General features: G+C 72.6%; 27 protein-coding genes. 23 read left to right on the top strand and 4 right to left on the bottom strand.

What is annotated here, in order from left to right; all coding sequences use genetic code 11:
- Positions 1 to 51 precede the first annotated feature (51 nt).
- The gene (locus ACIP4P_RS21920; protein WP_400920838.1) at positions 52 to 2,046 is read left to right on the top strand and encodes an AAA family ATPase; all 1,995 of its coding nucleotides are present in this window, start codon (positions 52 to 54) and stop codon (positions 2,044 to 2,046) included.
- A gap of 69 nt (positions 2,047 to 2,115) precedes the next feature.
- On the opposite strand, the gene ACIP4P_RS21915 is transcribed toward ACIP4P_RS21920, so the two are convergent.
- The 3 genes from ACIP4P_RS21915 to rpmG form a co-directional block, all read right to left on the bottom strand.
- A complete protein-coding gene (locus ACIP4P_RS21915) occupies positions 2,116 to 3,819 on the bottom strand; it encodes a hypothetical protein (RefSeq protein ID WP_400920836.1) in 1,704 nt (567 codons plus the stop codon).
- Positions 3,820 to 3,970: 151 nt separating this feature from the next.
- Complete coding sequence (locus ACIP4P_RS21910) at positions 3,971 to 4,219, bottom strand: type B 50S ribosomal protein L31 (RefSeq protein ID WP_350512879.1); 249 nt, start codon at positions 4,217 to 4,219, stop codon at positions 3,971 to 3,973.
- Between the two features lie 25 nt (positions 4,220 to 4,244).
- Positions 4,245 to 4,409: a 50S ribosomal protein L33 gene (rpmG, locus tag ACIP4P_RS21905; protein ID WP_400920834.1), complete on the bottom strand. Its 165-nt coding sequence runs from the start codon at positions 4,407 to 4,409 to the stop codon at positions 4,245 to 4,247.
- Between the two features lie 120 nt (positions 4,410 to 4,529).
- Here rpmG and rpmB point away from each other — a divergent pair, with 120 nt between their 5' ends.
- From rpmB to ACIP4P_RS21855, 10 genes are all read left to right on the top strand, one after another.
- Positions 4,530 to 4,766, top strand: coding sequence for a 50S ribosomal protein L28 (rpmB, locus tag ACIP4P_RS21900; protein WP_350512878.1), 237 nt, complete (start codon positions 4,530 to 4,532; stop codon positions 4,764 to 4,766).
- A complete protein-coding gene (gene rpsN, locus ACIP4P_RS21895) occupies positions 4,766 to 5,071 on the top strand; it encodes a 30S ribosomal protein S14 (RefSeq protein ID WP_350512877.1) in 306 nt (101 codons plus the stop codon). The genes rpmB and rpsN overlap by 1 nt, the downstream gene beginning before the upstream one ends.
- On the top strand, positions 5,065 to 6,246 hold the full coding sequence (locus ACIP4P_RS21890) for a CobW family GTP-binding protein (protein ID WP_400921076.1): 1,182 nt from the start codon (positions 5,065 to 5,067) through the stop codon (positions 6,244 to 6,246). Before rpsN ends, ACIP4P_RS21890 begins: the two co-directional genes overlap by 7 nt.
- A gap of 31 nt (positions 6,247 to 6,277) precedes the next feature.
- Entirely contained in the window at positions 6,278 to 6,514 is a 237-nt protein-coding gene (gene rpsR, locus ACIP4P_RS21885; protein WP_400920831.1) for a 30S ribosomal protein S18, read from the top strand.
- Positions 6,515 to 6,524: 10 nt separating this feature from the next.
- Complete coding sequence (gene rpmF / locus ACIP4P_RS21880; RefSeq protein WP_400920829.1) at positions 6,525 to 6,698, top strand: 50S ribosomal protein L32; 174 nt, start codon at positions 6,525 to 6,527, stop codon at positions 6,696 to 6,698.
- Positions 6,699 to 6,800: 102 nt separating this feature from the next.
- Positions 6,801 to 7,907: an aminopeptidase P family protein gene (locus ACIP4P_RS21875; protein ID WP_350512873.1), complete on the top strand. Its 1,107-nt coding sequence runs from the start codon at positions 6,801 to 6,803 to the stop codon at positions 7,905 to 7,907.
- Positions 7,908 to 7,986: 79 nt separating this feature from the next.
- A complete protein-coding gene (gene efp, locus ACIP4P_RS21870; protein ID WP_350512872.1) occupies positions 7,987 to 8,550 on the top strand; it encodes an elongation factor P in 564 nt (187 codons plus the stop codon).
- Positions 8,551 to 8,554: 4 nt separating this feature from the next.
- Entirely contained in the window at positions 8,555 to 8,992 is a 438-nt protein-coding gene (gene nusB, locus ACIP4P_RS21865) for a transcription antitermination factor NusB (RefSeq protein ID WP_030290257.1), read from the top strand.
- A 137-nt stretch (positions 8,993 to 9,129) separates the two neighbouring features.
- Complete coding sequence (locus tag ACIP4P_RS21860) at positions 9,130 to 9,957, top strand: thioesterase family protein (RefSeq protein WP_400920826.1); 828 nt, start codon at positions 9,130 to 9,132, stop codon at positions 9,955 to 9,957.
- Positions 9,958 to 10,098: 141 nt separating this feature from the next.
- Positions 10,099 to 11,082 (top strand): hypothetical protein, encoded by a 984-nt coding sequence (locus ACIP4P_RS21855; RefSeq protein ID WP_400920824.1) that lies wholly within the window; start codon positions 10,099 to 10,101, stop codon positions 11,080 to 11,082.
- Positions 11,083 to 11,210: 128 nt separating this feature from the next.
- Here the strand turns inward: ACIP4P_RS21855 and ACIP4P_RS21850 are convergent, their stop codons facing one another.
- Positions 11,211 to 11,714, bottom strand: a complete 504-nt coding sequence (locus ACIP4P_RS21850; RefSeq protein WP_030240641.1) for a transcriptional regulator — start codon at positions 11,712 to 11,714, stop codon at positions 11,211 to 11,213.
- A 332-nt stretch (positions 11,715 to 12,046) separates the two neighbouring features.
- Here ACIP4P_RS21850 and pyrR point away from each other — a divergent pair, with 332 nt between their 5' ends.
- The 12 genes from pyrR to coaBC all read left to right on the top strand — a co-directional run bounded on the left by pyrR (position 12,047) and on the right by coaBC (position 25,167).
- Positions 12,047 to 12,670: a bifunctional pyr operon transcriptional regulator/uracil phosphoribosyltransferase PyrR gene (gene pyrR, locus ACIP4P_RS21845; RefSeq protein ID WP_350512869.1), complete on the top strand. Its 624-nt coding sequence runs from the start codon at positions 12,047 to 12,049 to the stop codon at positions 12,668 to 12,670.
- 5 nt (positions 12,671 to 12,675) lie between these two features.
- Positions 12,676 to 13,665: an aspartate carbamoyltransferase catalytic subunit gene (locus ACIP4P_RS21840; RefSeq protein ID WP_400920821.1), complete on the top strand. Its 990-nt coding sequence runs from the start codon at positions 12,676 to 12,678 to the stop codon at positions 13,663 to 13,665.
- On the top strand, positions 13,662 to 14,966 hold the full coding sequence (locus ACIP4P_RS21835; RefSeq protein ID WP_350512867.1) for a dihydroorotase: 1,305 nt from the start codon (positions 13,662 to 13,664) through the stop codon (positions 14,964 to 14,966). The genes ACIP4P_RS21840 and ACIP4P_RS21835 overlap by 4 nt, the downstream gene beginning before the upstream one ends.
- Positions 14,966 to 15,535: a hypothetical protein gene (locus ACIP4P_RS21830; RefSeq protein WP_350512866.1), complete on the top strand. Its 570-nt coding sequence runs from the start codon at positions 14,966 to 14,968 to the stop codon at positions 15,533 to 15,535. Before ACIP4P_RS21835 ends, ACIP4P_RS21830 begins: the two co-directional genes overlap by 1 nt.
- Complete coding sequence (gene carA / locus ACIP4P_RS21825; protein WP_400920818.1) at positions 15,532 to 16,689, top strand: glutamine-hydrolyzing carbamoyl-phosphate synthase small subunit; 1,158 nt, start codon at positions 15,532 to 15,534, stop codon at positions 16,687 to 16,689. The genes ACIP4P_RS21830 and carA overlap by 4 nt, the downstream gene beginning before the upstream one ends.
- Positions 16,682 to 19,990: a carbamoyl-phosphate synthase large subunit gene (gene carB / locus ACIP4P_RS21820; RefSeq protein ID WP_400920816.1), complete on the top strand. Its 3,309-nt coding sequence runs from the start codon at positions 16,682 to 16,684 to the stop codon at positions 19,988 to 19,990. Before carA ends, carB begins: the two co-directional genes overlap by 8 nt.
- Before the next feature lie 88 nt (positions 19,991 to 20,078).
- Positions 20,079 to 21,194, top strand: coding sequence for a quinone-dependent dihydroorotate dehydrogenase (locus ACIP4P_RS21815; protein ID WP_400920814.1), 1,116 nt, complete (start codon positions 20,079 to 20,081; stop codon positions 21,192 to 21,194).
- Positions 21,195 to 21,223: 29 nt separating this feature from the next.
- Positions 21,224 to 22,057: an orotidine-5'-phosphate decarboxylase gene (gene pyrF, locus ACIP4P_RS21810; RefSeq protein ID WP_400921074.1), complete on the top strand. Its 834-nt coding sequence runs from the start codon at positions 21,224 to 21,226 to the stop codon at positions 22,055 to 22,057.
- Positions 22,058 to 22,508: 451 nt separating this feature from the next.
- Positions 22,509 to 22,835 carry an integration host factor, actinobacterial type gene (gene mihF / locus ACIP4P_RS21805; protein ID WP_350512862.1) on the top strand — a complete coding sequence of 109 codons (327 nt, stop codon included), beginning with the start codon at positions 22,509 to 22,511 and terminating at the stop codon, positions 22,833 to 22,835.
- Positions 22,836 to 22,884: 49 nt separating this feature from the next.
- Positions 22,885 to 23,442: a guanylate kinase gene (gene gmk, locus ACIP4P_RS21800; RefSeq protein ID WP_350512861.1), complete on the top strand. Its 558-nt coding sequence runs from the start codon at positions 22,885 to 22,887 to the stop codon at positions 23,440 to 23,442.
- Positions 23,443 to 23,479: 37 nt separating this feature from the next.
- Complete coding sequence (gene rpoZ, locus ACIP4P_RS21795) at positions 23,480 to 23,749, top strand: DNA-directed RNA polymerase subunit omega (protein ID WP_188297240.1); 270 nt, start codon at positions 23,480 to 23,482, stop codon at positions 23,747 to 23,749.
- Positions 23,750 to 23,949: 200 nt separating this feature from the next.
- Positions 23,950 to 25,167 carry a bifunctional phosphopantothenoylcysteine decarboxylase/phosphopantothenate--cysteine ligase CoaBC gene (gene coaBC / locus ACIP4P_RS21790; protein ID WP_400920810.1) on the top strand — a complete coding sequence of 406 codons (1,218 nt, stop codon included), beginning with the start codon at positions 23,950 to 23,952 and terminating at the stop codon, positions 25,165 to 25,167.
- The last annotated feature ends 144 nt before the right edge of the window (positions 25,168 to 25,311 follow it).

The raw sequence follows: 25,311 nt of genomic DNA, 5'->3' as shown, positions 1-25,311 counted from the left end.
CGGGGACTGCCCGACGCCGTAGGCTGGGGGCCGGTCGGAGGGAGCGGACGGGTGGACGGCTACGAGGTGACCAACAGCGTGACGGGCACCACGGTGCACGGCAGCGTGGTCCAGGGGCGGAACGTCACGGTCCAGCTGCCGCCGAAGCACCGGACCCCGTATCAGGTCCGGCCGCCGCGCGACAGCTTCGTCAACCGGGAGCGCGAACTCGCCGCGCTCACCGCCGCCTTGGGCCGGGCCGAGCGGGGCGGTCCGGCGATCGTGGCGTTCACCGGCCTGGGCGGCGTCGGCAAGACCGAGCTGGTGGCCAAGTTCGCCAACGAGCAGGCGGGGCACTTCCCGGGCGGCGTGCTGTACGCGGACCTCAAGGCCTACCGGCACCGGTCCGCGGTGGACCTCGCCGGGGTGCTGGAGGGTTTCCTGCGCGCCCTCGGGGTCCGGCCGCCGGACGTGGAGGCGGAACGGTTCGGGGAGTTCCGGACGGTGACCGCCGAGCAGCGGTGCCTGGTGTTCCTCGACAACGTCGAGCACGCCGCCGAGGTCCGCGCGCTGTTGCCGTCGAGCGGCCTGCTGGTGGCGGCGGGCCGGCGGCGGTTGGACGCGCTGCGGATGGACGGTGCCGAGGTGCGGCAGTTGGACCGGCTGAGCGGGTCGGCCGCCGCCGCCCTGGTGCGGGGTTGGCTGAGTGCCGGGCGGGGCACCGACGACGAGGTCGCGGCCCTGGTGGAGCGCTGCGAGGGGCTGCCGATCGCCCTGAACGCGGTCGGCAGCCAGCTGTTGCGGCGGGCTCGGCTGTCGGTGGGGCAGGTGGTGGCCGAACTGTCCCACCGGGAGGGCAGGTTGGCCGTGCTGGACAACGAGGAGGGCAAGCTCCGGGAGACCTACGACCCGGTGTACGAGCGGCTCTCGCCGCCGGGGCGGGCGCTGTACCACCTGGTCGGGACGCACCCGGGCCCGTTCGTGTCGGCCGAGCTGGCGGAGGCGGTGGGCGTCGAACGGGCCGAGGACGCCCTGGACGAGCTGTGCGCCGTGCACCTCCTGGACGTGGTCGTCGACCAGGGGGCGGACGAGCGCTTCCAGGCCCATGACGTGGTGCGCACCCACGCCTACGCCTGCGCCCGTGAACTGCCCGACCGGATCGATCTGCTGGCCCGGGTGGTGGCCTACTACCGGGGTCGGGCGTCGGTGGCGGACCGGGCGATGGGGCGGCGGCTCCGGCTGCAGCAGCCGACCGGTGACGGGCTGCCCGGCTTCCCGTCCGGTGCCGCCGCGCTGGAGTGGCTGCACGCCGAACGGGCCAACCTGCGGGCGGTGGTGGAGGCGGCCGCCGAGCGGCGGTGGCACGACGAGGTGTGGTGGCTGTGCGAGTCGCTGTGGCCGCTCTACCACGGCCGGAAGCTCTACGAGGACTGGATCGCCGTCCACGAGATCGGCGTCGAGTCGGCCCGGTGGGCCAACAATCCGGATGCGGTGGTCCGGATGCACAACCAGCTCGCCCGTGCGCACCACGAGCGGGGTGAACTCCGGCTCGCCGCCGAGCAGTTGGCGCTGGCGGCGGAGCAGCTGCCGTTGGTGGCCAACCGGCAGGTGGTGGGTGTGCTGTACGAGACGGACGGCCTGTTGTGCCTGGCCGACGGCCGCCCGGCGGACGCGGTCGGGAAGTTCGCCCTGGCCCGCGAGGCCAACGCGGGCGACGACCACGGTGTGGTCGTGCAGAGCTACAACCTGGCGCAGGCGCTGATCGCCGACGGCCGTCCGGGCGAGGCGCTGACCGTCCTGGCCGAGGCCGTCGCGCTGGCGGACGCGACCGACGACCGGGACATGCTGATGAAGCTGCCACTGGTCCGGGCCCGGGCCCACCGGGCGCTGGGGCAGCTGGACCTCGCCGTCGCGGACGCCGAGGAGTGTGCCCGGCGGGCGCAGGAGCGCAGCCAGTACGCGAAGGAGGCCCAGGCGCACACCCTGCTGGTCGAGCTCGCCGAGGAGTCGGACGACCCGGAGCTCGCCGAGCGCAGCCGGGCGCGGCTGCGGGAGCTGGCGGGCTGAGGGCCAGGGGTCGAGGGCCGGCGGGCTGAGGGCCGGCGGGCTGAGGGCCGGCGGGTTGGGGGCCGGCGCCTACGGCTCGGCGAGGAAGGACACCCGGGTGCGGTGCCGGCCGGTGTGGATGGTGAGGCCGTGCTCGGGCAGGCCGGCCGGGTCGCCGCCGTCGGCGAGCCAGCAGGCGACGGCGGAGCCGAGCAGCAGCGGGTCGAGGACGGGGTCGGGGTCGCCGAAGGCCGGTTCGGCGCGGGCCTCCAACAGCAGGCCGGTGCGCAGCCGGAGCACATGGCGGGCCGGGCCGAGGGCGGCCACCGCGACGGCGAGGCCGGGCAGTTCGAGGGCGGTGTCGGCGAGCCAGTGGACGGCGGGGCGTTCGGCGTGGGCCTCGGTGCGGGCGAGGACCTCGGCGGTGTAGCGCAGTGCGTCGCCGGGGTGGTCGTCGGTGAGTGCGTGGAAGCCGCGCGGGGTGTGGTCGGCGGGGTGGAAGGGGTAGCGCTGCAGGCTGACGTCGGTGCCCTCGCTCTTGCCCTCGACGTCGTACGCGGTGGGGCCGTCGCCGCTGCCGTCGCCGCTGCCGGGGTGGGGTGCGGGCCTGGGGTAGGGCGGCAGGACGGGTTCACCGGCGGGTTCGTCGAGGCCGTCGAGGAAGGAGTAGAGCAGCGGGCGCAGCACCCGGGCGGATTCGCCGCGGTGGGCGAGCGAGCGTTCGGTGATGGCGGCGAGGTCGTCCGGGGTGTCCGTCGAGTCCGGGTCCCGGGCGAGGGCGCGTCCGACCTGGGCGGCGAGGTCGCCGTCGGGGTCGAGCACGGGTGCGGCCTGGCCGAAGGCGTAGCTGGGGGAGCGCGGGTCGAGTTCGGCGGCGCCGGTGGTGACGAGCATCGTGCGGCGGTGCAGGGCGGCGCCGTAGAAGGAGACCGAGCCGTGGTCGCCGATCATGCAGTCGGCGGCGATTAGTGCGGCCTGCCAGCCCTGGTGGGGCGGGACGAGGCGCAGGCCCATCCGTCGGGCGTCGTCGAGCAGGGCGGCCGGGTCGTGCCGGCTCCAGATGTTGGGGTGCAGCACGACGGCCACCGTGTACTCGTCGGCGGGCAGTTGGCGGACCAGCCGCTGGGGCAGGTCGGGGTGGCGGCCGAATAACGAGTGCTCGCTCCAGGTGGAGTCGACCACGACGAGGCGGCGGCCGCGGACGGCGCCGAGCGCGGCGCGGTAGCCGTCGCGGGAGCGTTCGCTGCGCAGTATCCGGTCGAAGCAGGGGTCGCCGACGACCCGGGCGACGTCCAGCGCCTCGGGGCAGGAGGCGCGCAGCCGGTCCAGCTGTTCGGGGTGGGAGAGGCCGAGGACGTCCACGAACACCCGGCCGTGGTGGGTGAGTTCGTTGCGGGAGAGGCCGGCGGCGCTGACCGTGTCGCCGGTGGACTCGGTGACCAGGCGGTTGTAGCCGGCGCCGTGCGGGAGGACGACCAGGCGGGCGTCCAGGCGGTGCATGGAGGCGTGCACGGCGCAGGCGACGGCCAGGTCGAAGCGGTGTCGGACGGCGTCCTCCCAGTCCAGCACGGTGTAGCCGGGCAGGCCGTGCAGGTACTCGTCCAGGGCGCGGTCGGCGAAGGCGGAGCCGGGGTTGACGGTGAAGTAGCGCTCGATGCCGTCCGGGGCGAGCAGGGTGAGGACGTCCAGGACCCGGGTCGCCGAGGTGAGGGTGCGGGCGACCGCCAGCACGCGGGCCTTGACCGGGCGGGTGTTCCAGCGGTCGGCGGGCCAGACGTGGGGGTGGGACGGCACATCGTGATCGTACTCATCCGGCCGTGTTCCGGCGCCGCTTCACCGGGGCGGCGGGTTTCGAGTGTCGCCCCCGGGCCCGGTGACGGTCCCTCAACCGGCAGGCCGAAGCGGGGCCTCCCCGGCCGGGGAGGCGCCGCTTCGGCCTGCGGCGTCAGTGCCGGTCGCCGTAGCGCCGGCGGAACCGCTCGACCCGGCCCGCGGTGTCGAGCACCCGGGACTGGCCGGTGTAGAAGGGGTGGCTCGCCGAGGAGATCTCGACGTCGATCACCGGGTAGGTGTTGCCGTCCTCCCACTCGATCGTGCGGTCGCTGGTGACGGTCGAGCGGGTGAGGAAGGCCAGGCCGCCGACCTTGTCGCGGAAGACGACCGGACGGTAGCTGGGGTGGATTCCGGACTTCATGGGTGGGCTCCTCCTGGTGGGCGGGTCAGCGTTCTTCGCGGAAGTCGACGTGCCGGCGGACGACCGGGTCGTACTTGCGCAGCACCACCCGGTCCGGGTCGTTGCGGCGGTTCTTGCGGGTCACGTACGTGTAGCCGGTGCCGGCGGTGGAGCGGAGCTTGATCACCGGGCGCAGTTCGCTGCGGGCCATCGGGCGTCCTCCTGGGGTGGCTCGGGTGCTGGGTCGGAACCGTACACCGAAATGGAAGTCATTTTCATCTGGTGTAACGTGAGCTCCGTCCTGCCCATTCCCGGACGCCAGGGAGCACCCATGTCCGCCCACTGCCAGCTCACCGGCCGCCGGCCCGGTTTCGGCAACGCGATCTCGCACTCGCACCGCCGCACCCCGCGCCGCTTCGACCCCAACATCCAGCGCAAGCGCTACTGGCTGCCCAGTGAGGGCCGCTACGTCCGGCTCGTGCTGAGCACCAAGGGCATCCGCACCGTCGACACGATCGGGATCGAGGCCGCCGTGGTCCGCATCCGCGCCCGGGGGGAGAAGGTCTGATGGCCAAGCAGAGCAAGATCGCCAAGAACGAGCGGCGCCGCGCCGTCGTCGCCCGCTACGCCGAGCGCCGGGCCGAGCTCAAGCGGATCATCGCCCACCCCGGTACGACCTCCGCCGACCGCGCCGCCGCCCAGGCCGAACTGGCCCGCCAGCCGCGCGACGCGAGCGCCACCAGGGTCCGCAACCGCGACGCGGTGGACGGCCGGCCGCGCGGCTACCTGCGCGCCTTCGGCCTCTCCCGGGTCAACCTCCGGGTGCACGCCCACGCCGGCCACCTGCCGGGCGTCCGCAAGGCGAGCTGGTGAGCGGCCCGGACGGGACCAGGCTCCCGGTCGTCGTGGTCGCGGGCCTGCACGCCGAGGAACGCCTGGCCGCCGTCGAGGAGTTGACGGCCGGCGCGGTGGACGCGGTGGTGCTGCGGCACGACCTGCGGGACGCCTCGCTCGGCCTGGTCCACCGTGAACTGCGGGACGCGGAAGGGGCGTTCGACACCGACTCGGTGCCACTGGTGAACGACTGCGCCTGCTGCGCCCTGCGCGAGGACCTGCTGCCCCGGCTGCTGGAGATCGCCGACGAGGGCCGGTACGGGCTCGCGGTGGTCGAACTCTGGGGCGGCAGTGACCCGCACCCCGCCGTCGAACTGATCGCCGGGGGAGAGGTGGCGGGTCGCCCCCTGGAGGAGGCGGTCGAACTCGCGGGCGTGGTCACCGCGGTCGAACCGGAGCGGCTGATCGACGAACTCTCCGTGCCCGACGACCTGGCGGAGCACGGCGAACACACCGCCGCCGGCGACCAGCGCACCCGCGCCGAGGCGCTCGCCCACCAGGTCGAGTACGCCACCACCCTCGCCGTGCCGCGGACCGCGGCGCACACGCCGGGGCTCGCACTGCTGCGCCAGCTCCACCCGACCGCCCGGGTGGTCCGGCTCGGCACCGGCGGGCTCACCCGGGCCGCCCTCGGCGGCTTCGACGTCGCCGCCGCCCGCGACCGGGTCAACCCGGCGATCGCGCTGCTCCCCCAGGAGTGCGACGAGGCCGGGGTCACCACGCTGGTCTGGGAACGCCGCCACCCGCTCCACCCGGAGCGGCTGCACCGGGCCCTGGAACTGCTCGTACCGGCGGCCCAGCGCAGCCGCGGCCGGTTCTGGCTGGCCAACCGGCCCGACCTGATGCTCGCCTGGGACGCGGCCGGGGCCAACCTCGCGGTCGAGGAGTGCGGGCCGTGGCTCACCTCGCTGCCCGACGCGGCCTGGGACCTCTACCCGCCGGCCCGCCGTGCGGCCGCCGCCCTCGACTGGCACCCGCTGCACGGCGACCGGGTGCAGCAGCTCAGCTTCACGGCGGAGGGGCTGGACGTCGACGGCATCACCGAACTGCTCGACTCCTGCCTGCTCACCGACGCCGAGCTCGCGGCCGGCGAACCCGGCTGGAAGGCCCTTCCGGACGCCTTCCAGGACCTGCTCGACCCCGTCCACCTCTGAACCCGACCCCGTCCACCTCCGAAGGAGCCCCGTGCGCAAACGAACCGCCCCGCCGAAGCCGCGCCCCAACCCGCTGCTCGCGGCCGGCATCGAGTACATCGACTACAAGGACACCGACCTGCTGCGGCGCTTCATCTCCGACCGCGGCAAGATCCGCAGCCGCCGGGTCACCCGGCTCACCGTCCAGCAGCAGCGGGGGATGGCCCGGGCGATCAAGAACGCCCGCGAGATGGCCCTCCTCCCGTACGCCTCCGGCACCACCCGATAAGGAGCCCCCGATGGCCGTGCCCAAGCGCAAGACCTCCCGCAGCAACACCCGCCACCGTCGCGCCCGGTGGAAGGCGACGGCGCCGAAGCTCGTCCCGATCACGGTCGACGGCCGGGAGGTGCTCGTCCCGAAGAACCTCGTCCCGGCCTACCGCCGCGGCCTGATCGACCCGCAGGCGCGGTAGCGGAGGGGAACAGGGGGCGGAAGGGAGTCGGGAAGGGGAGGCGGCGGACCCGTCGGGGGTGCTCGGCGGGCGGAGCGGGCCGGGGCTTCGTAGGCTCGACGCATGGCGGATGCGTACGCGGGGCGGCGGGAGCGGGTGCGGGAGCACTGCGGTGCGGTCGGGGCCGATGCGGCGCTGATCACCCGGGCGGCGAACGTGCGGTACCTGACGGGCTGCGCGCCCTGCGGGGCGACCCTGCTGCTGACCCGGGAGCGGGCGCTGCTGGCGGTGCCGGACGACCTGCCGCCGGACGACTCGGGGGAGCACCTGATCGCCGCGGACGTCACCCAGGTGCCGGTGTCGGCCGGGGCGGACACCGCGCTGGCGGCCGCGGCCGCGGCCGGGCGGCTGGGGGTGCGGGGCCTGGCGGTGGAGGAGCACGACCTGACCGTCACCCGGCACCGGGCGGTGGCGGGCCTGGCGGAGGGGGCCCGGCTGGCGGACCTCGGCCAGGCGGTGGAGCGGTTGCGGGTGGTCAAGGACGAGCACGAGATCGCCGATCTGCGGATCGCCGCCGAGATCGCCGACCAGGCGCTCGGCGAGCTGCTGGAGTCGATCCTGGTCGGCCGCACCGAGCGGCACCTGGCGATGGAGCTGGAGCGCCGGATGATCGACCACGGCGCGGACCGGGCCGCCTTCCCGGTCTCGGTCGGCACCGGCAGCCACTCCGGCCAGCCCGCCCACCAGCCGACCGACCGCCGGGTGGAGGAGGGCGACTTCCTCACCGTGGTGATGGGCGCCCAGTACCGCGGCTACCGGGTCTCGACCGCCCGGACCTTCGTGATCGGCGCCGCTCCCGCGCCCTGGCAGGTCGAGCTGCACCGGCTGGTCTTCCGCGCCCAGCGGGCGGGCCGGGAGGCGCTCGGACCAGGGGTGGAGCAGTGCGTACCCGACCGGGCCGCCCGGCAGGTCCTGGAGGCGGCCGGCCACACCGAGACCTCTCCGCACCCGGTGGGCCACGGCATCGGGTTGGAGATCAGGGAGGCGCCGCGCCTCGGTCCGTCGGACATGGGTAAACTGGACAGCCGCGTGCCGGTCACCGTCGGTCCGGGAGTCCACCTCCCGGGCAAGGGCGGGGTCCGGATCGAGGACACGCTCGTGGTACGCCCCCTCGAGGAGGGCGGGCCCGAGCTGCTCACCATCACCACCAAGGAGCTCCTCGCCCTCTGACGCCGGCCCCCCGGGGCCGTCGGCGGCAGGACGCGAACCCTTGGTTCCTTGACAGCTATATCCAGGAGTAAGTGCGCCCGTGGCTTCCACGAACGATCTCAAGAACGGCATGGTCCTCAAGCTGGAGGGCGGCAAGCTCTGGTCCGTCGTCGAGTTCCAGCACGTCAAGCCCGGCAAGGGCCCGGCCTTCGTGCGTACGAAGCTCAAGGAGGTCCTGACGGGCAAGGTCGTCGACAAGACCTTCAACGCCGGCACCAAGGTCGAGACCGCCAACGTCGACAAGCGCGGCATGCAGTTCTCGTACAAGGACGGCGAGAACTTCGTGTTCATGGACATGGACACCTACGACCAGCTCACCATCGAGCCGGCCGTGGTCGGTGACGCCGCCAACTACCTGCTGGAGGGCTTCGAGGCCCTGGTCGCCACCAACGAGGGCGCCGTCCTCTACATCGAGCTCCCGACCTCGGTCGAGCTGCTGATCTCGCACACCGAGCCGGGCGTCCAGGGCGACCGCTCCACCGGTGGCACCAAGCCGGCCACCCTGGAGACCGGTGCCGAGATCCAGGTCCCGCTCTTCGTCGTCACCGGCGAGAAGGTCAAGGTCGACACCCGCGACGGCAGCTACCTCGGCCGGGTGAAGTAAGTCCGTGTCGGCCGCACGTAGCAAGGCCCGTACCAGGGCCTTCCAGATCCTCTTCGAGGCCGACCACCGCGGGGTCGACCCGCAGCAGGTCCTCGCCGACTGGGTGGCCCGCGCTCGCGAGCCGAAGCCCGACGAGGGCACCCCGCAGGTCGGTGAGTACACCATGGAGCTGATCGAGGGGTACGTCCAGCACGCCCGTCGCATCGACGACCTGATCGAGCAGTACGCGGTGGGTTGGACCCTCGACCGGATGCCGATCGTGGACCGCAACGTCCTGCGGCTCGGTGCGTACGAGCTGATCTGGGAGGACGGCGTCCCGGACGCGGTCGTCCTGGACGAGGCCGTCGAGATCGCCAAGGAGTTCTCCACGGACGACTCCCCGGCCTTCGTCAACGGCATGCTCGCCCGCTTCCTGGAGCTGAAGCCGAGCATCCGCCGGTAACGGTCATGCCCCGCGAACGGCCGTCGGATCCGATCTCTTCCGGATCCGACGGCCGTTCCGCGTTCCGTCCGGCAGGCGTAGGGTGGGGGCCTACTCGTCAGTAACTTCCTTTGTGACGTGAAGGGCAGGCCATCCCCATGACCACCGCGACCCGCAGCGAGTTCGACCAGGGCATCGCCCTGACCAGACACCCCGACGAGGCCGGCCGCTACGACGCCGAGCTCGGCACCGGCTGGCAGATCGGCGGCGGCGTCAACGGCGGGCTGCTGCTCGCCGTGGCCGGGCACGCGCTGTCGCTGGAGCACGAGCAGCACCCGGACCCGGTGTCGATCAGCGGTTACTACCTGTCCGCCTCCACCCCCGGCCCGGCCACCGTCCGCACCGAGGTGTTGCGCGCCGGCCGCGGCCTGTCCACCGGCACCGCCTCGCTCAGCCAGGACGGCGTCGAACGGCTGCGCGTGGTGGCCAGCCACGGCGACCTGGCCGCCGCCGACGGCGAGGTGCGCACCAGCGCCACCCCGCCGCAGCTGCCCCCGCCGGACCAGTGCATCGGCGTCGAGCACGCGCCCAAGCAGCTGATCGAGCAGGCCGCCCTGCTGGAGCGCTTCGACCTGCGGCTCGACCCGGCCACCGTCGGCTGGGCGCTCGGGCAGCCCTCCGGCCAGGGCCGGATCCAGGGCTGGTTCCGGCTCCGGGACGGCCGCGAGCCCGACCCGCTGCTGCTCCTGCTGGTCGCCGACGCGCTGCCGCCGGTCACCTTCGACCTCGGCATGCCCGGCTGGGCCCCGACCGTCGAGCTGACCGTCCACCTGCGCGCCAAGCCGGCCCCGGGCTGGCTGCGGGTCGTCCACGCGACCCGCAACCTGGCCGGCGGCTACTTCGAGGAGGACGCCGAGATCTGGGACGAGGCCGGCCGTCTGGTCGCCCAGTCCCGGCAGCTCGCCCGGGTGCCGCGGGCCGACTGAGGCGACTATTACCGGTGGTTACATTCCTGTGACACGCCGTACGTGTGTGGCGCGCGGAACTGGGGAGTAACACGGTCAGCGGCGAGCTCCGCCGCTGACCGTCACCGCTCGACGGCCGCCCGCCGACGCCAGGAGCCTCCGATGACCAGCCGCAAGGGCCGCGCCCGCCGCAACTCCGACTGCACCGCGGGCGGTCTGCGCCCTGCGCTGCGGGCACCCCACCGGCAGCGGCGGGCGGAGGGGGCCGAGCAGGCCTTCGTCATCGGGGTGCTCACCAGCGCCGCGGACTTCGCGCGGGCCCGCGCCCACGGGGTCTGCGACGCCCCCGACTACGAGCACTACCTGGCCGACACCGCCGAGCTGCTGGCCGACGCGCTGGAGCGGTTCGAGACCGTCCGGGCCCGGATGTTCCACCCGCAGGACTTCGAGGAGTTCTGCCTGCTGCACGGCCTGGACCCGGCCGAGCCGGCCGCCCGCGACCGCTACCTGGTCAACCCGCCGCTGCAGACCCAGCTGCTGGCCTACCAGGGCGAGGAGCTGGCCGGGGACTTCCTGCCCCGGCTGGTCCGGGCCCGGGAGAACGGGTTGACGCTCTGCCACGCCGACCTGCTGCTCGACGGCGGCCTCTACGGCGGCGGACTGCACGGTGGCGGAGCGGACGGTGGCGGAGCGGACGGCGGCGCGGCGCCGGAGGAGACGGACGAGGAGCACGCCCGCTGGGTGCGCGCCGCCTACCAGCGGGGGAGCGAGGTGTTCCGCCGGATGCTGGTCGGCGCGGGCGCCGGGGTGTACGAGCTGCGGCTGCAGGTGGACGCGCCGGGCGGGAAGCTGACCGCGGCGGCCAGGGTGCTCCAGTGGGAGGACGGCGTGGTGCGGATCAACGACGAGGACCTGGAGCTGGTCTGCGCGGTGCTCTGCGCGGGGCTGGCGCTGGAGCTGCCCGCGGTCGCCGTGCTGCACGGTTCGCAGGGCTCGCACGGCTCGGCGGCGGCCGCCGACGGGCACTTCCGGCCGGCCGCCTGGGCCTGGTCGAGCGGCGGACCGGACTGGGCGCCGGCCGCCCGCCCGGTGCGACTGGACGGCGTCTCGGCCCAGCCGGGCTACAGCCTCGGGACGGTCTGCTGAGCGGACCGGCCCGGAACGCGCCGCGGCGCGGCCCTGGAACCCCGGGGTCGCGCCGTGACGTTTCTGCTTGGTATTGCTGGCCGGTATTGCTCGGCGCAGGTAGGCCTACCGATCGCTGGCGGCGAGCGTCAGCCCGCGTCCTCCTCGCGCACCGCGCGGCGGGCGTCGGGGTTGAGCACGCCCCACGAGATCAGCTGCTCGGTGAGGATCGACGGCGACTGGTCGTAGATGACGGCCAGCGTGCGCAGGTCGTCCTGGCGGATCGACAGCACCTTGCCGTTGTAGTCGCCGCGCTGGCTCTGGATGGTCGCCGCGTAGCGCTGCAGCGGTCCGGCCTTCTCGGACGGGACCTGGGTCAGTCTTTCCAGGTCGAGGACCAGGCGGGGCGGCGGCTCGGCCGCGCCGCCGGGGGTGCCGCCGGGCAGCAGTTCCTGCACCGGCACGCCGTAGAACTCGGCGAGCTCGGCCAGCCGCTGCACGGTGACCGCACGGTCGCCGCGCTCGTACGAGCCGACGACGACTGCCTTCCAGCGCCCCTGGGACTTCTCCTCGACACCGTGCAGGGAGAGCCCCTGCTGAGTGCGGATCGCTCGGAGCTTGCCTCCGAGCTGCTTCGCGTAGTCGCTGGACATTGATCTCCCCGGACGAGATTGCTTCGCGTTCAGTGGTGGGTCACGGGCGACTGCCGACGCCGTTACCGGTGGGTTCGACGCCTGTCTCGTAACTCACTGTGAGGTTACGTAGAGTAAGGTAGTTGCGTCAAGCCGAATGGGGCAGTCGTGCGAATAGCCCGCATCCTCGGCGCGTCCGGTGCGTGAACCCGGTGAAGCGGAATGATGGAGGTCCGTTGGCCGTCCGGCGCGCTGATAGGATGACCCGAAGCCCACGCCCGGTCGGCGGGGGCTGATTCCCAGACATCCTTTAAGGCCCGTCCAGTGAGGCGGGGAAGGAGGTCCGCTTCGGCATGACCACACACCACGAACCGACGCCGCGCGCACCGCACCAGGTGCTGGACGGCACGGACATCGCCCGGGTCGTCACCCGGATAGCGCACGAGATCGTCGAGCGCGCCAAGGGCGCGGAGGACGTCGTGCTGCTCGGCATCCACACCAGGGGCGTCCACCTCGCCCGCCGCCTGCACGGCCGGCTGGCCCAGATCACCGGGCGCGAGATCCCGCTGGGCACCCTGGACATCACCATGTACCGGGACGACCTGCGGCTGAAGCCCGCCCGGGCGCTGGAGCACACCGAGATCCCGCCCGGCGGGATCGACGGCAAGCTGGTCATCCTCGTCGACGACGTGCTGTTCTCCGGTCGCACCATCCGGGCCGCCCTCGACGCGCTGAGCGACATCGGCCGCCCGCGCGCCGTGCAGCTCGCCGTCCTGGTCGACCGCGGCCACCGTGAGCTGCCGATCCGGGCCGACTACGTGGGCAAGAACCTCCCCACCTCGCTGCGCGAGGCCGTGCAGGTCCGCCTGGCCGACACCGACGGTGTGGACGCCGTCCTGGTCGGCGACCGCGACTACACCGCCCGCAGCTCGCAGGCCCTGGCCCCCCAGCCCACCGAACCGCACCTCCCGGAGTAGCCCGCGTGAAGCGCCACCTCGTCTCCGCCGCCGATCTCAGCCGCGACGACGCGCTGCTGATCCTGGACACCGCCGAGGAGCTGGCCCAGCTCTCCGGCCGGGCCGTCAAGAAGCTGCCCACGCTGCGCGGCCGCACCGTCGTCAACCTCTTCTTCGAGGACTCCACCCGGACCAAGACCTCCTTCGAGGCCGCCGAGAAGCGACTGTCCGCGGACGTCATCAACTTCTCCGCCAAGGGCTCGTCCGTCTCCAAGGGCGAGAGCCTCAAGGACACCGCACTGACCCTCCAGGCGATGGGGGCCGACGCGGTCGTCATCCGCCACCACGCCTCGGGCGCGCCGGCCCGGCTGGCCCAGTCCGACTGGCTGCACGGCAGCGTGATCAACGCCGGTGACGGCACCCACGAGCACCCCACCCAGGCGCTGCTCGACGCCTTCACCATGCGCCGCCACCTCAACGCCGGCCTCGGGAACGACCTGGCGGGCCGCCGGGTCACCATCGTCGGCGACATCCTGCACAGCCGGGTCGCCCGCTCCAACGTGCACCTGCTGACCACGCTCGGTGCCCAGGTGACCTTCGTCGCCCCGCCGACGCTGGTCCCGATCGGGATCGAGAACTGGCCCTGCGAGGTCAGTTACAGCCTGGACGCCGTGCTGCCCAAGACCGACGCGCTGATGATGCTGCGGGTGCAGCGCGAGCGGATGAACGCCGCGTTCTTCCCGACCGAGCGCGAGTACAGCCGCCGCTACGGCATGAACGGCCTCCGGATGGCCCAGCTGCCCGAGCACGCCATCGTGATGCACCCCGGCCCGATGGTCCGCGGCATGGAGATCACCGCCGAGGTCGCCGACTCGCCGCGCTGCACCGTGGTCGAGCAGGTCGCCAACGGCGTCTCGATCCGGATGGCCGTCCTTTACCTCTTGCTCGGCGGCGCTGTTTTCACCGATGGTCCCGCCGAGCCCGCCCGCACCGAATCCGTGGAGACCGCTCAGTGACCAGCTACCTGATCCGCAACGCCAAGATCCTGGGCGGCGCCCCGCAGGACCTCCACCTCGCCGACGGCGTGATCAAGGAGATCGGCACCGGCCTGGCCGTCGAGGCCGACATCGAGATCGACGCCACCGGCATGATCGTGCTGCCCGGCCTGGTCGACCTGCACACCCACCTGCGCGAGCCCGGCCGCGAGGACGCCGAGACCGTCCTCACCGGTACCCAGGCCGCCGCGATGGGCGGCTTCACCGCCGTGCACGCGATGGCCAACACCACCCCGGTGGCCGACACCGCCGGTGTGGTCGAGCAGGTCTGGCGGCTCGGCCAGGAGGCCGGCTACTGCGACGTGCAGCCGGTCGGCGCCGTCACCGTCGGCCTGGAGGGCAAGAAGCTCGCCGAGCTCGGCGCGATGCACGAGTCCGCGGCCGGCGTCCGGGTCTTCTCCGACGACGGCAAGTGCGTGGACGACGCGGTGCTGATGCGCCGCGCCCTGGAGTACGTCAAGGCCTTCGACGGCGTCGTGGCCCAGCACGCCCAGGAGCCGCGGCTGACCGAGGGCGCCCAGATGAACGAGGGCCAGGTCTCCGGCGAGCTCGGGCTGGGCGGCTGGCCGGCCGTCGCCGAGGAGTCGATCATCGCCCGCGACGTGCTGCTCGCCGCGCACGTCGGCTCCCGGCTGCACGTCTGCCACCTCTCCACGGCCGGCTCGGTGGAGATCGTCCGCTGGGCCAAGTCCAAGGGCTGGGACGTCACCGCCGAGGTCACCCCGCACCACCTGCTGCTCACCGACGAGCTGGTCCGCTCCTACGACCCGGTGTACAAGGTGAACCCGCCGCTGCGCACCGCCGAGGACGTCCAGGCGCTGCGCAAGGCGCTCGCCGACGGCACCATCGACGCCGTCGCCACCGACCACGCGCCGCACCCGGCCGAGGACAAGGACTGCGAGTGGGCCGTCGCCGCGATGGGCATGGTCGGCCTGGAGACCGCGCTGTCGGTCGTGCAGCAGACCATGGTCGACACCGGCCTGCTGAACTGGGAGGGCGTCGCGGACCGGATGTCGCGCCGCCCGGCCCGGATCGGCCGTCTCACCGGGCACGGCCGGCCGGTCTCGGCTGGTGAGCCCGCCAACCTGGTGCTCTTCGATCCCGCGTACCGTGGTGCCGTGAACCCCGAGAGCTTCGCCACCCGCAGCCGCAACACGCCCTACAAGGGCATGGACCTGCCCGGACGGGTGCACGCCACCTTCCTGCGCGGTCGCGCCACGGTACTGGCCGGAGAGCTGGCCGAGCAGGGCGGTCAGGAGTGATGGACCACGCCACGCTCGCCAAGGAGCAGGCGAGGGTCACGGACTGGCCGGGCTACATCGGCTGGTCGATCGGCCTGCTGATCGTCATCGGCCTGATCTACTGGCTGATGCGCCAGGGCTGGAACTGGCGGCGCACCCTGCAGTCCGGGATCCCGCCGCTGCCCGCCGTGCCGGCCCGCGCCGGCCGGACCATCCTGGAGACCAGCGGCCGGTACCACGGCACCACCACCGCCGGGAACTGGCTCGACCGGGTCGTCGCGCACGGCCTGGGCACCCGCAGCCGGGCCGACCTCACCCTCGGCGAGGACGGCCTGCTGGTGCAGCGCCCCGGTGACGTGGACTTCTGGATCCCGGCCGAGCACCTGACCGGTGCCCGGACCGACTCCGGGATCGCCGGCAAGGTCGTCCCCTCCGGACTGCTGGTGGTCGGCTGGGCCCACGAGGGCGCCGAGCTGGACTCCGGCTTCCGGGCCGACCACCCCGACGAGCACGCCGCCTGGGTCGAGGCGATCAACGAGCTCGCCACACGTACTACGAAGACGAAGAAGACGGAAGAGGCCGCGCAATGACCGCACCTGCCCCCACCACGCAGCGCCAACGGCGGGAGCGTGTCCCCGCCGTGCTCGTCCTGGAGGACGGCCGGACCTTCCGCGGCCAGGCCTACGGCGCGACCGGCGAGACCTTCGGCGAGGCGGTCTTCAACACCGGCATGTCCGGCTACCAGGAGACCCTGACCGACCCGTCGTACCACCGCCAGGTGGTCGTGATGACCGCCCCGCAGATCGGCAACACCGGCTGGAACGACGAGGACGACGAGTCCAAGCAGATCTGGGTCGCCGGGTACGTCGTGCGCGACCCCGCCCGGGTGGCGTCCAACTGGCGCTCCCGCCGCTCGCTGGACGAGGAGCTCGACCGCCAGGGCGTCGTCGGCATCAGCGGCATCGACACCCGCGCGCTGACCCGCCACCTGCGCGAGCGCGGCGCGATGCGCTGCGGCATCTTCTCCGGCGAGGCGCTGGCCGACCCGGCCGCGCTGCTCGCCCGGGTGCAGCAGTCGCCCGAGATGAAGGGCGCCGACCTGTGCGCCGAGGTGGCCACCACCGAGGCGTACGTCGTCCCCGCGATCGGTGAGAAGAAGTTCACCGTCGCCGCGCTGGACCTCGGCATCAAGGCGATGACCCCGCAGCGGATGGCCGAGCGCGGCATCGAGGTGCACGTGCTGCCGGCCAACTCCACCCTGGAGGACGTCTACGCCGTCAACCCGGACGGCGTGTTCTTCTCCAACGGCCCGGGCGACCCGGCCACCGCCGACCACCAGGTCGCCGTCGCGCAGGGCGTGCTGGAGCGGAAGACCCCGTTCTTCGGGATCTGCTTCGGCAACCAGATCCTCGGCCGCGCGCTGGGCTTCGGCACCTACAAGCTCAAGTACGGCCACCGCGGCATCAACCAGCCGGTGCAGGACCGCACCACCGGCAAGGTCGAGGTGACCGCCCACAACCACGGCTTCGCCGTGAACGCGCCGCTGGACAAGGTGAGCGACACCCCCTACGGGCGGGTCGAGGTCTCCCACGTCTGCCTCAACGACGACGTGGTCGAGGGCCTGCAGGCGCTCGACGTCCCCGCCTTCAGCGTGCAGTACCACCCCGAAGCGGCCGCCGGCCCGCACGACGCCGCCTACCTGTTCGACCGCTTCGTGAAGCTCATGGAGGGCCAGCGTGCCTAAGCGCACTGACATCAAGTCCGTCCTGGTGATCGGCTCCGGCCCGATCGTCATCGGCCAGGCCGCCGAGTTCGACTACTCGGGCACCCAGGCCTGCCGCGTCCTCAAGGCCGAGGGCCTGCGGGTCGTGCTGGTCAACTCCAACCCGGCCACGATCATGACCGACCCGGAGATCGCCGACGCCACCTACGTCGAGCCGATCACCCCGGAGTTCGTCGAGAAGATCATCGCCAAGGAGCGCCCCGACGCGCTGCTGCCGACCCTGGGCGGCCAGACCGCGCTGAACACCGCGATCTCGCTGCACGCGGCGGGCACGCTGGAGAAGTACGGCGTCGAGCTGATCGGCGCCGACGTGGTGGCGATCAACAAGGGCGAGGACCGCGAGCTCTTCAAGGGCGTCGTCGAGGCCGTCAAGGCCAAGATCGGCTACGGCGAGTCCGCCCGCTCGGTCATCTGCCACTCCATGGACGACGTGCTGGCCGGCGTCGACACGCTCGGCGGCTACCCGGTCGTGGTGCGCCCCTCCTTCACCATGGGCGGCGCCGGCTCCGGCTTCGCCCACAACGAGGAGGACCTGCGCCGGATCGCCGGCCAGGGCCTGGCCCTCTCGCCGACCACCGAGGTGCTCCTGGAGGAGTCCATCCTCGGCTGGAAGGAGTACGAGCTGGAGCTGATGCGCGACAAGAACGACAACGTCGTGGTCGTCTGCTCCATCGAGAACTTCGACCCGATGGGCGTGCACACCGGTGACTCGATCACCGTCGCCCCGGCGATGACCCTCACCGACCGCGAGTACCAGATCCTGCGCGACATCGGCATCGCCGTGATCCGCGAGGTCGGCGTCGACACCGGCGGCTGCAACATCCAGTTCGCCGTCAACCCCGACGACGGCCGGGTCATCGTGATCGAGATGAACCCGCGCGTCTCCCGCTCCTCGGCCCTCGCCTCCAAGGCCACCGGCTTCCCGATCGCCAAGATCGCCGCCAAGCTGGCCGTCGGCTACACCCTGGACGAGATCCCCAACGACATCACCGAGCAGACCCCGGCCTCCTTCGAGCCGACCCTCGACTACGTCGTGGTCAAGGTGCCGCGGTTCGCGTTCGAGAAGTTCCCGAGCGCCGACGCCACCCTCACCACCACCATGAAGTCGGTCGGCGAGGCCATGGCCATGGGCCGCAACTTCCCCGAGGCACTGCAGAAGGCGCTGCGCTCGCTGGAGAAGAAGGGCTCCCAGTTCGGCTGGACCGGCCCCCTCGGCGACAAGGCGGAGCTGCTGACCAAGGCGGTCGTGCCGACCGACGGCCGGATCAACACCGTGATGGACGCCGTCCGGGCCGGTGCCACCCCGGAGGAGGTGTTCGAGGCCACCAAGATCGACCCGTGGTTCGTCGACCAGCTCTTCCTGCTGGACGAGATCGCCGGCGAGCTGGCCGAGGCCGCCGAGCTCACCCCCGAGCTGCTGCGCCACGCCAAGCGGCACGGCTTCTCCGACCAGCAGATCGGCGAGATCCGCGGCCTGAAGCCGGACGTGGTCCGCGAGGTGCGGCACGCGCTCGGCATCCGCCCGGTGTACAAGACCGTCGACACCTGCGCCGCCGAGTTCGCCGCCAAGACCCCGTACTTCTACTCCTCGTACGACGAGGAGAGCGAGGTCGCCCCGCGCACCAAGCCGGCCGTGATCATTCTCGGCTCGGGCCCGAACCGGATCGGCCAGGGCATCGAGTTCGACTACTCCTGCGTGCACGCCTCCTTCGCGCTCGCCGAGGCCGGGTACGAGACCGTGATGGTCAACTGCAACCCGGAGACCGTCTCCACCGACTACGACACCTCCGACCGGCTCTACTTCGAGCCGCTCACCCTGGAGGACGTGCTGGAGATCGTCCACGCCGAGCAGCAGGCCGGCCCGCTGGCCGGTGTGATCGTCCAGCTCGGCGGCCAGACCCCGCTGGGCCTGGCCCAGGCGCTCAAGGACAACGGCGTGCCGATCGTCGGCACCCAGCCCGAGGCGATCGACCTCGCCGAGGAGCGCGGCGCCTTCGGCCGGGTGCTGCGCGACGCCGGGCTGCCCGCGCCCAAGCACGGCACCGCCTTCTCCTTCGCGGAGGCCAAGGCGATCGCCGACGAGATCGGCTACCCCGTGCTGGCCCGCCCGTCCTACGTGCTCGGCGGCCGCGGCATGGAGATCGTCTACGACGAGGCCTCGCTCGCCTCCTACCTGGAGCGGCACGCCGGTCTGATCTCCGAGCACCCGGTGCTGATCGACCGCTTCCTGGACGACGCGGTGGAGATCGACGTCGACGCGCTCTACGACGGCACCGAGCTCTACCTCGGCGGCGTCATGGAGCACATCGAGGAGGCCGGCATCCACTCCGGCGACTCCGCCTGCGCGCTGCCCCCGATCACCCTCGGCGGCTACGACATCAAGCGCCTGCGCACCTCCACCGAGGCCATCGCGCGCGGTGTCGGCGTCCGCGGCCTGATCAACATCCAGTTCGCGCTGGCCGGGGACATCCTCTACGTGCTGGAGGCCAACCCGCGCGCCTCCCGCACCGTCCCGTTCACCTCCAAGGCGACCGCGGTGCCGCTGGCCAAGGCCGCCGCCCGGATCTCGCTCGGCGCCACCATCGCCGAGCTGCGCGCCGAGGGCCTGCTGCCGGCCGAGGGCGACGGCGGCACGCTGCCCGCCGACGCGCCGATCGCGGTCAAGGAGGCCGTGATGCCGTGGAGCCGCTTCCGCGACATCCACGGCCGCGGCGTGGACACCGTGCTCGGCCCCGAGATGCGCTCCACCGGCGAGGTCATGGGCATCGACCGGGTCTTCGGCACCGCGTACGCCAAGGCCCAGTCCGGTGCGTACGGCGCGCTGCCGACCAAGGGCAAGGTCTTCGTCTCGGTCGCCAACCGGGACAAGCGCAACCTGGTCTTCCCGGCCCGGGCGTTGGTCGGCCTCGGCTTCGAGGTGCTCGCCACCGCCGGCACCGCCGAGGTGCTGCACCGCGGCGGCATCCCGTCCACGCTGGTGCGCAAGCACAGCGAGGGCGAGGGCCCGAACGGTGAGCGGACCATCGTCCAGCTGATCCACGACGGCGAGGTCGACCTGATCATCAACACGCCGTACGGCACCGGCGGGCGCCTCGACGGCTACGAGATCCGCACCGCCGCGGTCTCCCGCGGGGTGCCGTGCCTCACCACCGTCCAGGCGATGGGGGCCGCGGTCCAGGGCATGGACGCGCTGCTGCGTGACGAGGTCGGAGTGATGTCGCTCCAGGAGCACGCCGCGCTGATCAACGCCGGCCGCAAGTAGCACCACCGCAGTGGGGGGCACCGGAGCCAGTCGGGTGCCCCCCACTTCCATGACCAAGTACGGTCATCGATCCGGGAGTTGACCCCCCTTGTACAAGTTCCTGTTCGACCTCGTGTTCAAGAAGATGGACCCGGAGAAGGCCCACCACCTCGCCTTCTTCTGGATCCGGCTCGCCTCCTCCGTGCCCGGCCTGCGCACCCTGGTGCGGCTGGTGCTCGCCCCGCGCGACCGGGCGCTGCGCACCCGGGCCCTCGGCCTGGACCTGCCCGGCCCGTTCGGGCTCGCGGCCGGCTTCGACAAGAACGGCGTCGGCATCGACGGCCTGGCGATGCTCGGCTTCGACTACGTCGAGATCGGCACCATCACCGGCGAGCCCCAGCCCGGCAACCCGGCGCCCCGGCTGTTCCGGCTGGTCGAGGACCGCGCGCTGATCAACCGGATGGGCTTCAACAACCAGGGCTCGGCCCGGGTCGCCGCCCGGCTGGCCGCCCGCCCGCACACCAGCTCCACCCCGGTGATCGGCGTCAACATCGGCAAGACCAAGGTGGTCGAGGAGGCCGACGCGGTCGCCGACTACGTCAAGTCGACCGAGCGGCTGGCCAAGTACGCCGACTACCTGGTGGTCAACGTCAGCTCGCCGAACACCCCCGGGCTGCGCAACCTCCAGGCCGTCGACCACCTGCGCCCGCTGCTCGCCGCGGTGCGCGAGGCCGCCGACCGCACCACCGCGCACCACGTGCCGCTGCTGGTCAAGATCGCCCCCGACCTGGCCGACGAGGACGTCGACGCGGTCGCCGACCTCGCCCTGGAACTGGGCCTGGACGGCATCATCGCCACCAACACCACGATCGGCCGGGAGGGCCTGCGGGCCGACCCGAAGCGGGTCGAGGAGATCGGCATGGGCGGCCTGTCCGGCGCCCCGCTGAAGGCCCGCGCCCTGGAGGTGCTGCAGCGGCTGCGCGCCCGCACCGGCGGCCGGCTGACCCTGGTCTCGGTCGGCGGCGTGGAGACCGCCGAGGACGCCTGGCAGCGGATCATCCACGGCGCAGACCTGGTGCAGGGCTACAGCGCCTTCATCTACGAGGGGCCGTTCTGGTGCCGCCGGGTCCACAAGGGCCTGTCCGCCCGGATCCGCGCCGCGGGCTTCCGCGACCTGGCGGCGGCCGTCGGCAGCGCCGTGCGCGACCCCAAGAACGCCTCCTGAACCCCCGTACGACCTTCGGAGTGGACGACATGACCCTCGCCCCGTTCGGCGCCCGGCTGCGCCAGGCCCTCGACACCCGCGGCCAGCTCTGCGTCGGGATCGACCCGCACGCCTCCCTGCTCTCCGCCTGGGGGCTCGGCGACGACCTCGCCGGGCTGGAGACCTTCAGCCGCACCGTGGTGGAGGCGCTGGCCGACCGGGTGGCCGTGCTCAAGCCGCAGGCCGCCTTCTTCGAGCGCTTCGGCAGCAAGGGCGTCGCGGTGCTGGAGAAGAGCGTCGAGGAGGCCCGGGCGGCCGGCGCGCTGGTGCTGATGGACGCCAAGCGCGGCGACATCGGCTCCACCATGGCCGCCTACGCGGAGGCCTTCCTGTCGCCCGGCAGCCCGCTGTTCTCGGACGCCGTCACGGTCAGCCCGTACCTGGGCTTCGGCTCGCTGCGCCCGGCCCTGGACCTGGCCCGTGAGCAGGGCTGCGGGGTGTTCGCGCTGGCCCTCACCTCCAACCCGGAGGGCGCCGAGGTGCAGCGCGCGGTCGGGGCGGACGGCGAGCCGGTCGCGGCCTCGGTGCTGCGGCAGCTGGCGGCGGAGAACGCGGACGCCGCGCCGCTGGGCTCCTTCGGCGCGGTGGTCGGCGCGACGCTGGCCGACGCGGGCGTGGACCTGGCCATCAACGGCCCGCTGCTGGCCCCCGGGATCGGCGCCCAGGGCGCGACCATGGCGGACCTGCCGCGGGTGTTCGGCGCCTCGGTGCTGAACGTGGTGCCGAGCGTCAGCCGGGACGTGCTCAAGCACGGGCCGTCGGTGCCGGCGCTGCGGGCGGCGGCGGAGCGCTTCGTCGGCGAGTTCGCGGACGCCGTCAAGTAGCCGGGAGGGCGTCGCCGGAGGGCGGCGCGGGTGTCCGCCGGGTAGCGGAGGGGAACCTCTCACATGACCCGGCGGACGCCGTCAAGTAGCGGAGCGGGCCCGGCCGGTAGCCGTCCGGTGACCGTGCGCAGTGTCCGCAGGACGGCGGGGCGGCACCGGAGTCGACGTGAGCGCCGTCACATCGAGCCCGTCAAAGTTTCGCAATCACGGTCATTTTGCCCTGGAAAGTCCTGGTCGGCCCTGGCTGACCAGGACTTTTCGTGTTCTTTTCCTGACGCGGCGCCGCAATCCGGGTAGTGTCCGGCGATAGGTCATCGGCGAGCCGCGAAACCCGTAGCTCCCGCAGGTCAGGGCCCTGTGGTTCCCCATTGGGCTCCCCTTGCGGACGGTGTGCCCGGTACCAAACCAGTCATAGCTCAATCCCTTCCTTCCACACCCTGAGGTGAACGGCGTGGCTCTTCCGCCCCTTACCCCTGAACAGCGCACCGCCGCGCTCGCCAAGGCCGCCGAGGCTCGCCGGGAGCGCGCCGAGGTCAAGAACCGGCTCAAGCACTCCGGTGCCTCCCTGCACGATGTGATCAAGGCCGGCAAGAACGACAACGACGTCATCGGCAAGATGAAGGTGTCCGCCCTGCTGGAGTCCCTTCCGGGCGTCGGCAAGGTTCGTGCCAAGCAGATCATGGAGCGCCTCGGCATCAGCGAGAGCCGCCGTGTCCGCGGTCTCGGAACGAACCAGATCGCTTCCCTGGAGCGGGAGTTCGGCGGTGGCGCCGCCTGACCGTGCCCCCGTGGTCCCGGGATCGTCCGCGATCCGGGATAATCGGTGCATGAGTGAGCGTCCGCGGCTGACCGTGCTCTCCGGCCCCTCGGGGGTCGGCAAGAGCACGGTCGTCGCTCATATGAGGAAGATGTACCCCGAGGTCTGGCTCTCGGTGTCGGCCACCACCCGGCACCCGAGGCCCGGCGAGAAGAACGGGGTCCAGTACCACTTCGTCGACAACGACGAGTTCGACAAGCTGATCGCCAACGGCGAGCTGCTGGAGTGGGCCGAGTTCGCCGGGAACCGCTACGGGACCCCGCGTGCGGCGGTCCTGGAGAAGCTGGAGCGCGGCGAGCCCGTCCTGCTGGAGATCGATCTGCAGGGTGCCCGCCAGGTGCGCGAGTCGATGCCGGAGGCCCAGCTGGTCTTCCTGGCTCCGCCGAGCTGGGAGGAGCTGGTCCGCCGGCTCACCGGCCGGGGCACCGAGTCGCAGGAGGTGATCGACCGGCGGCTGGAGGCGGCCAAGGTCGAGCTTGCGGCCGAGGCCGAGTTCGACTCGACCCTTGTCAACACCTCCGTCGAGCAGGTAGCGGCCGAACTGCTAGCCTTGCTCGGTGTAGCCTGACCTGTCAGTCTTTTCCACCCTTTCGGAAGGTTTTCGCGTGTCCTCTTCCATGACCGCGCCCGAGGGCATCATCAACCCGCCGATCGACGAGCTGCTTGAGGCCACCGACTCGAAGTACAGCCTCGTGATCTACGCCGCCAAGCGCGCGCGTCAGATCAACGCGTACTACTCCCAGCTCGGCGAGGGCCTGCTGGAGTACGTCGGCCCGCTGGTCGACACCCACGTGCACGAGAAGCCGCTGTCGATCGCGCTGCGCGAGATCAACGCGGGCATGCTGACCGCCGAGGCGGTCGAGGGCGCCGCCTGAGGCAGCCCCGCACTTTTTCCCGGAGGGCCGGGCGGAGACACTCCGCCGGGCCCTCCGGCGTTTTCCGGTGTGCGGGATCCGGTGTGGGCCGGGCCGCTGTGTGGGCTGGGCCGTGGTGTGGGCCGGGCCACGGTGTGGGGGGCGGCCGAGGGGTCGTAGGGTGGGCGGGTTCCGGATCGGAAGAAAGGTCGTGTCTGACTGTGGACGCTCCCCGCGTGGCTCTGGGTGTCAGCGGCGGGATCGCCGCCTACAAGGCGTGCGAGCTGCTGCGCCGGTTCACCGAGTCCGGCCACCAGGTCACCGTGGTGCCCACCGCGGCGGCGCTGCACTTCGTCGGCGAGGCCACCTGGGCCGCGCTCTCCGGCCGTCCGGCCGCCACCGAGACCTGGGAGCGCGTGCACGAGGTGCCGCACGTGCGGATCGGGCAGCAGGCCGACCTGGTGGTGGTCGCCCCCGCCACCGCCGACCTGATCGCCAAGGCCGCCCACGGGCTGGCCGACGACCTGCTGACCAACACCCTGCTCACCGCCCGCTGCCCGGTCGTCCTGGCGCCCGCGATGCACACCGAGATGTGGGAGCACCCGGCCACCCGGGAGAACGTCGCCACCCTGCGCCGGCGCGGTGTGATCGTGCTGGAGCCGGCCGTCGGGCGGCTCACCGGCAAGGACACCGGCAAGGGGCGGCTGCCCGAGCCCGGCGCGATCTTCGAGGCCTGCCGGGCCGTGCTGCGCCGCGGCGGGCCGGTGCCGACCGACCTGGCCGGGCGGCACGTGGTGGTCTCGGCCGGCGGCACCCGGGAGCCGCTGGACCCGGTGCGCTTCCTCGGCAACCGCTCCTCCGGCAAGCAGGGCTACGCGCTGGCGGTGACCGCCGCGGCGCGCGGGGCGCGGGTGACCCTGGTCTCGGCCAACGCCGAGCTGCCCGACCCGGCGGGCGTGGACGTGGTGCACGTCTCGACCGCGCTGGAACTGCGCGAGGCGGCGCTGAAGGCGGCCGCGGACGCGGACGCCGTGGTGATGGCCGCGGCGGTGGCCGACTTCCGGCCCGCCGAGTACGCGACCGGCAAGATCAAGAAGGTCGAGGGGGTCGAGCCGGCGCCGGTCGCGCTGGTCCGCAACCCCGACGTGCTGGCCGAGCTGTCGGCCCACCGGCCCCGTTCGGGTCAACTGGTGGTGGGTTTCGCGGCGGAGACCGACGACGTGCTCGCCAACGGCCGCGCCAAGCTCGCCCGCAAGGGCTGCGACCTGTTGGTCGTCAACGAGGTGGGCGACGGCAAGGCTTTCGGGCAGGACGTCAACGAGGCCGTGGTGCTGGGCGCGGACGGCAGTGAGACCCCCGTACCGGTGGGGCCCAAGGAGGCGCTCGCGGACGTGGTGTGGGATCTGGTCGCAAAGCGGCTGGAACCGGGTCGGAACTGATCGAGCCCCGCTCAAGAACGGTCTTGATTTCCGGAAGCGGTGGACGTTCGACGGAACCAGCCGGTTAGACTCCAGGAATCAAGTCTTTCCGGATGTCCCCGGTTCGCCGGGGGCCTTCAGTCAGCAGCCGCTGCAACCCCAGGG

Origin of the sequence: Kitasatospora sp. NPDC089509, assembly GCF_044749365.1 — a bacterium.
GTDB lineage: Bacteria > Actinomycetota > Actinomycetes > Streptomycetales > Streptomycetaceae > Kitasatospora.
The sequence above is the reverse complement of the archived record's forward strand: the minus strand, read 5'-3'. Positions and strand labels throughout refer to the sequence as shown.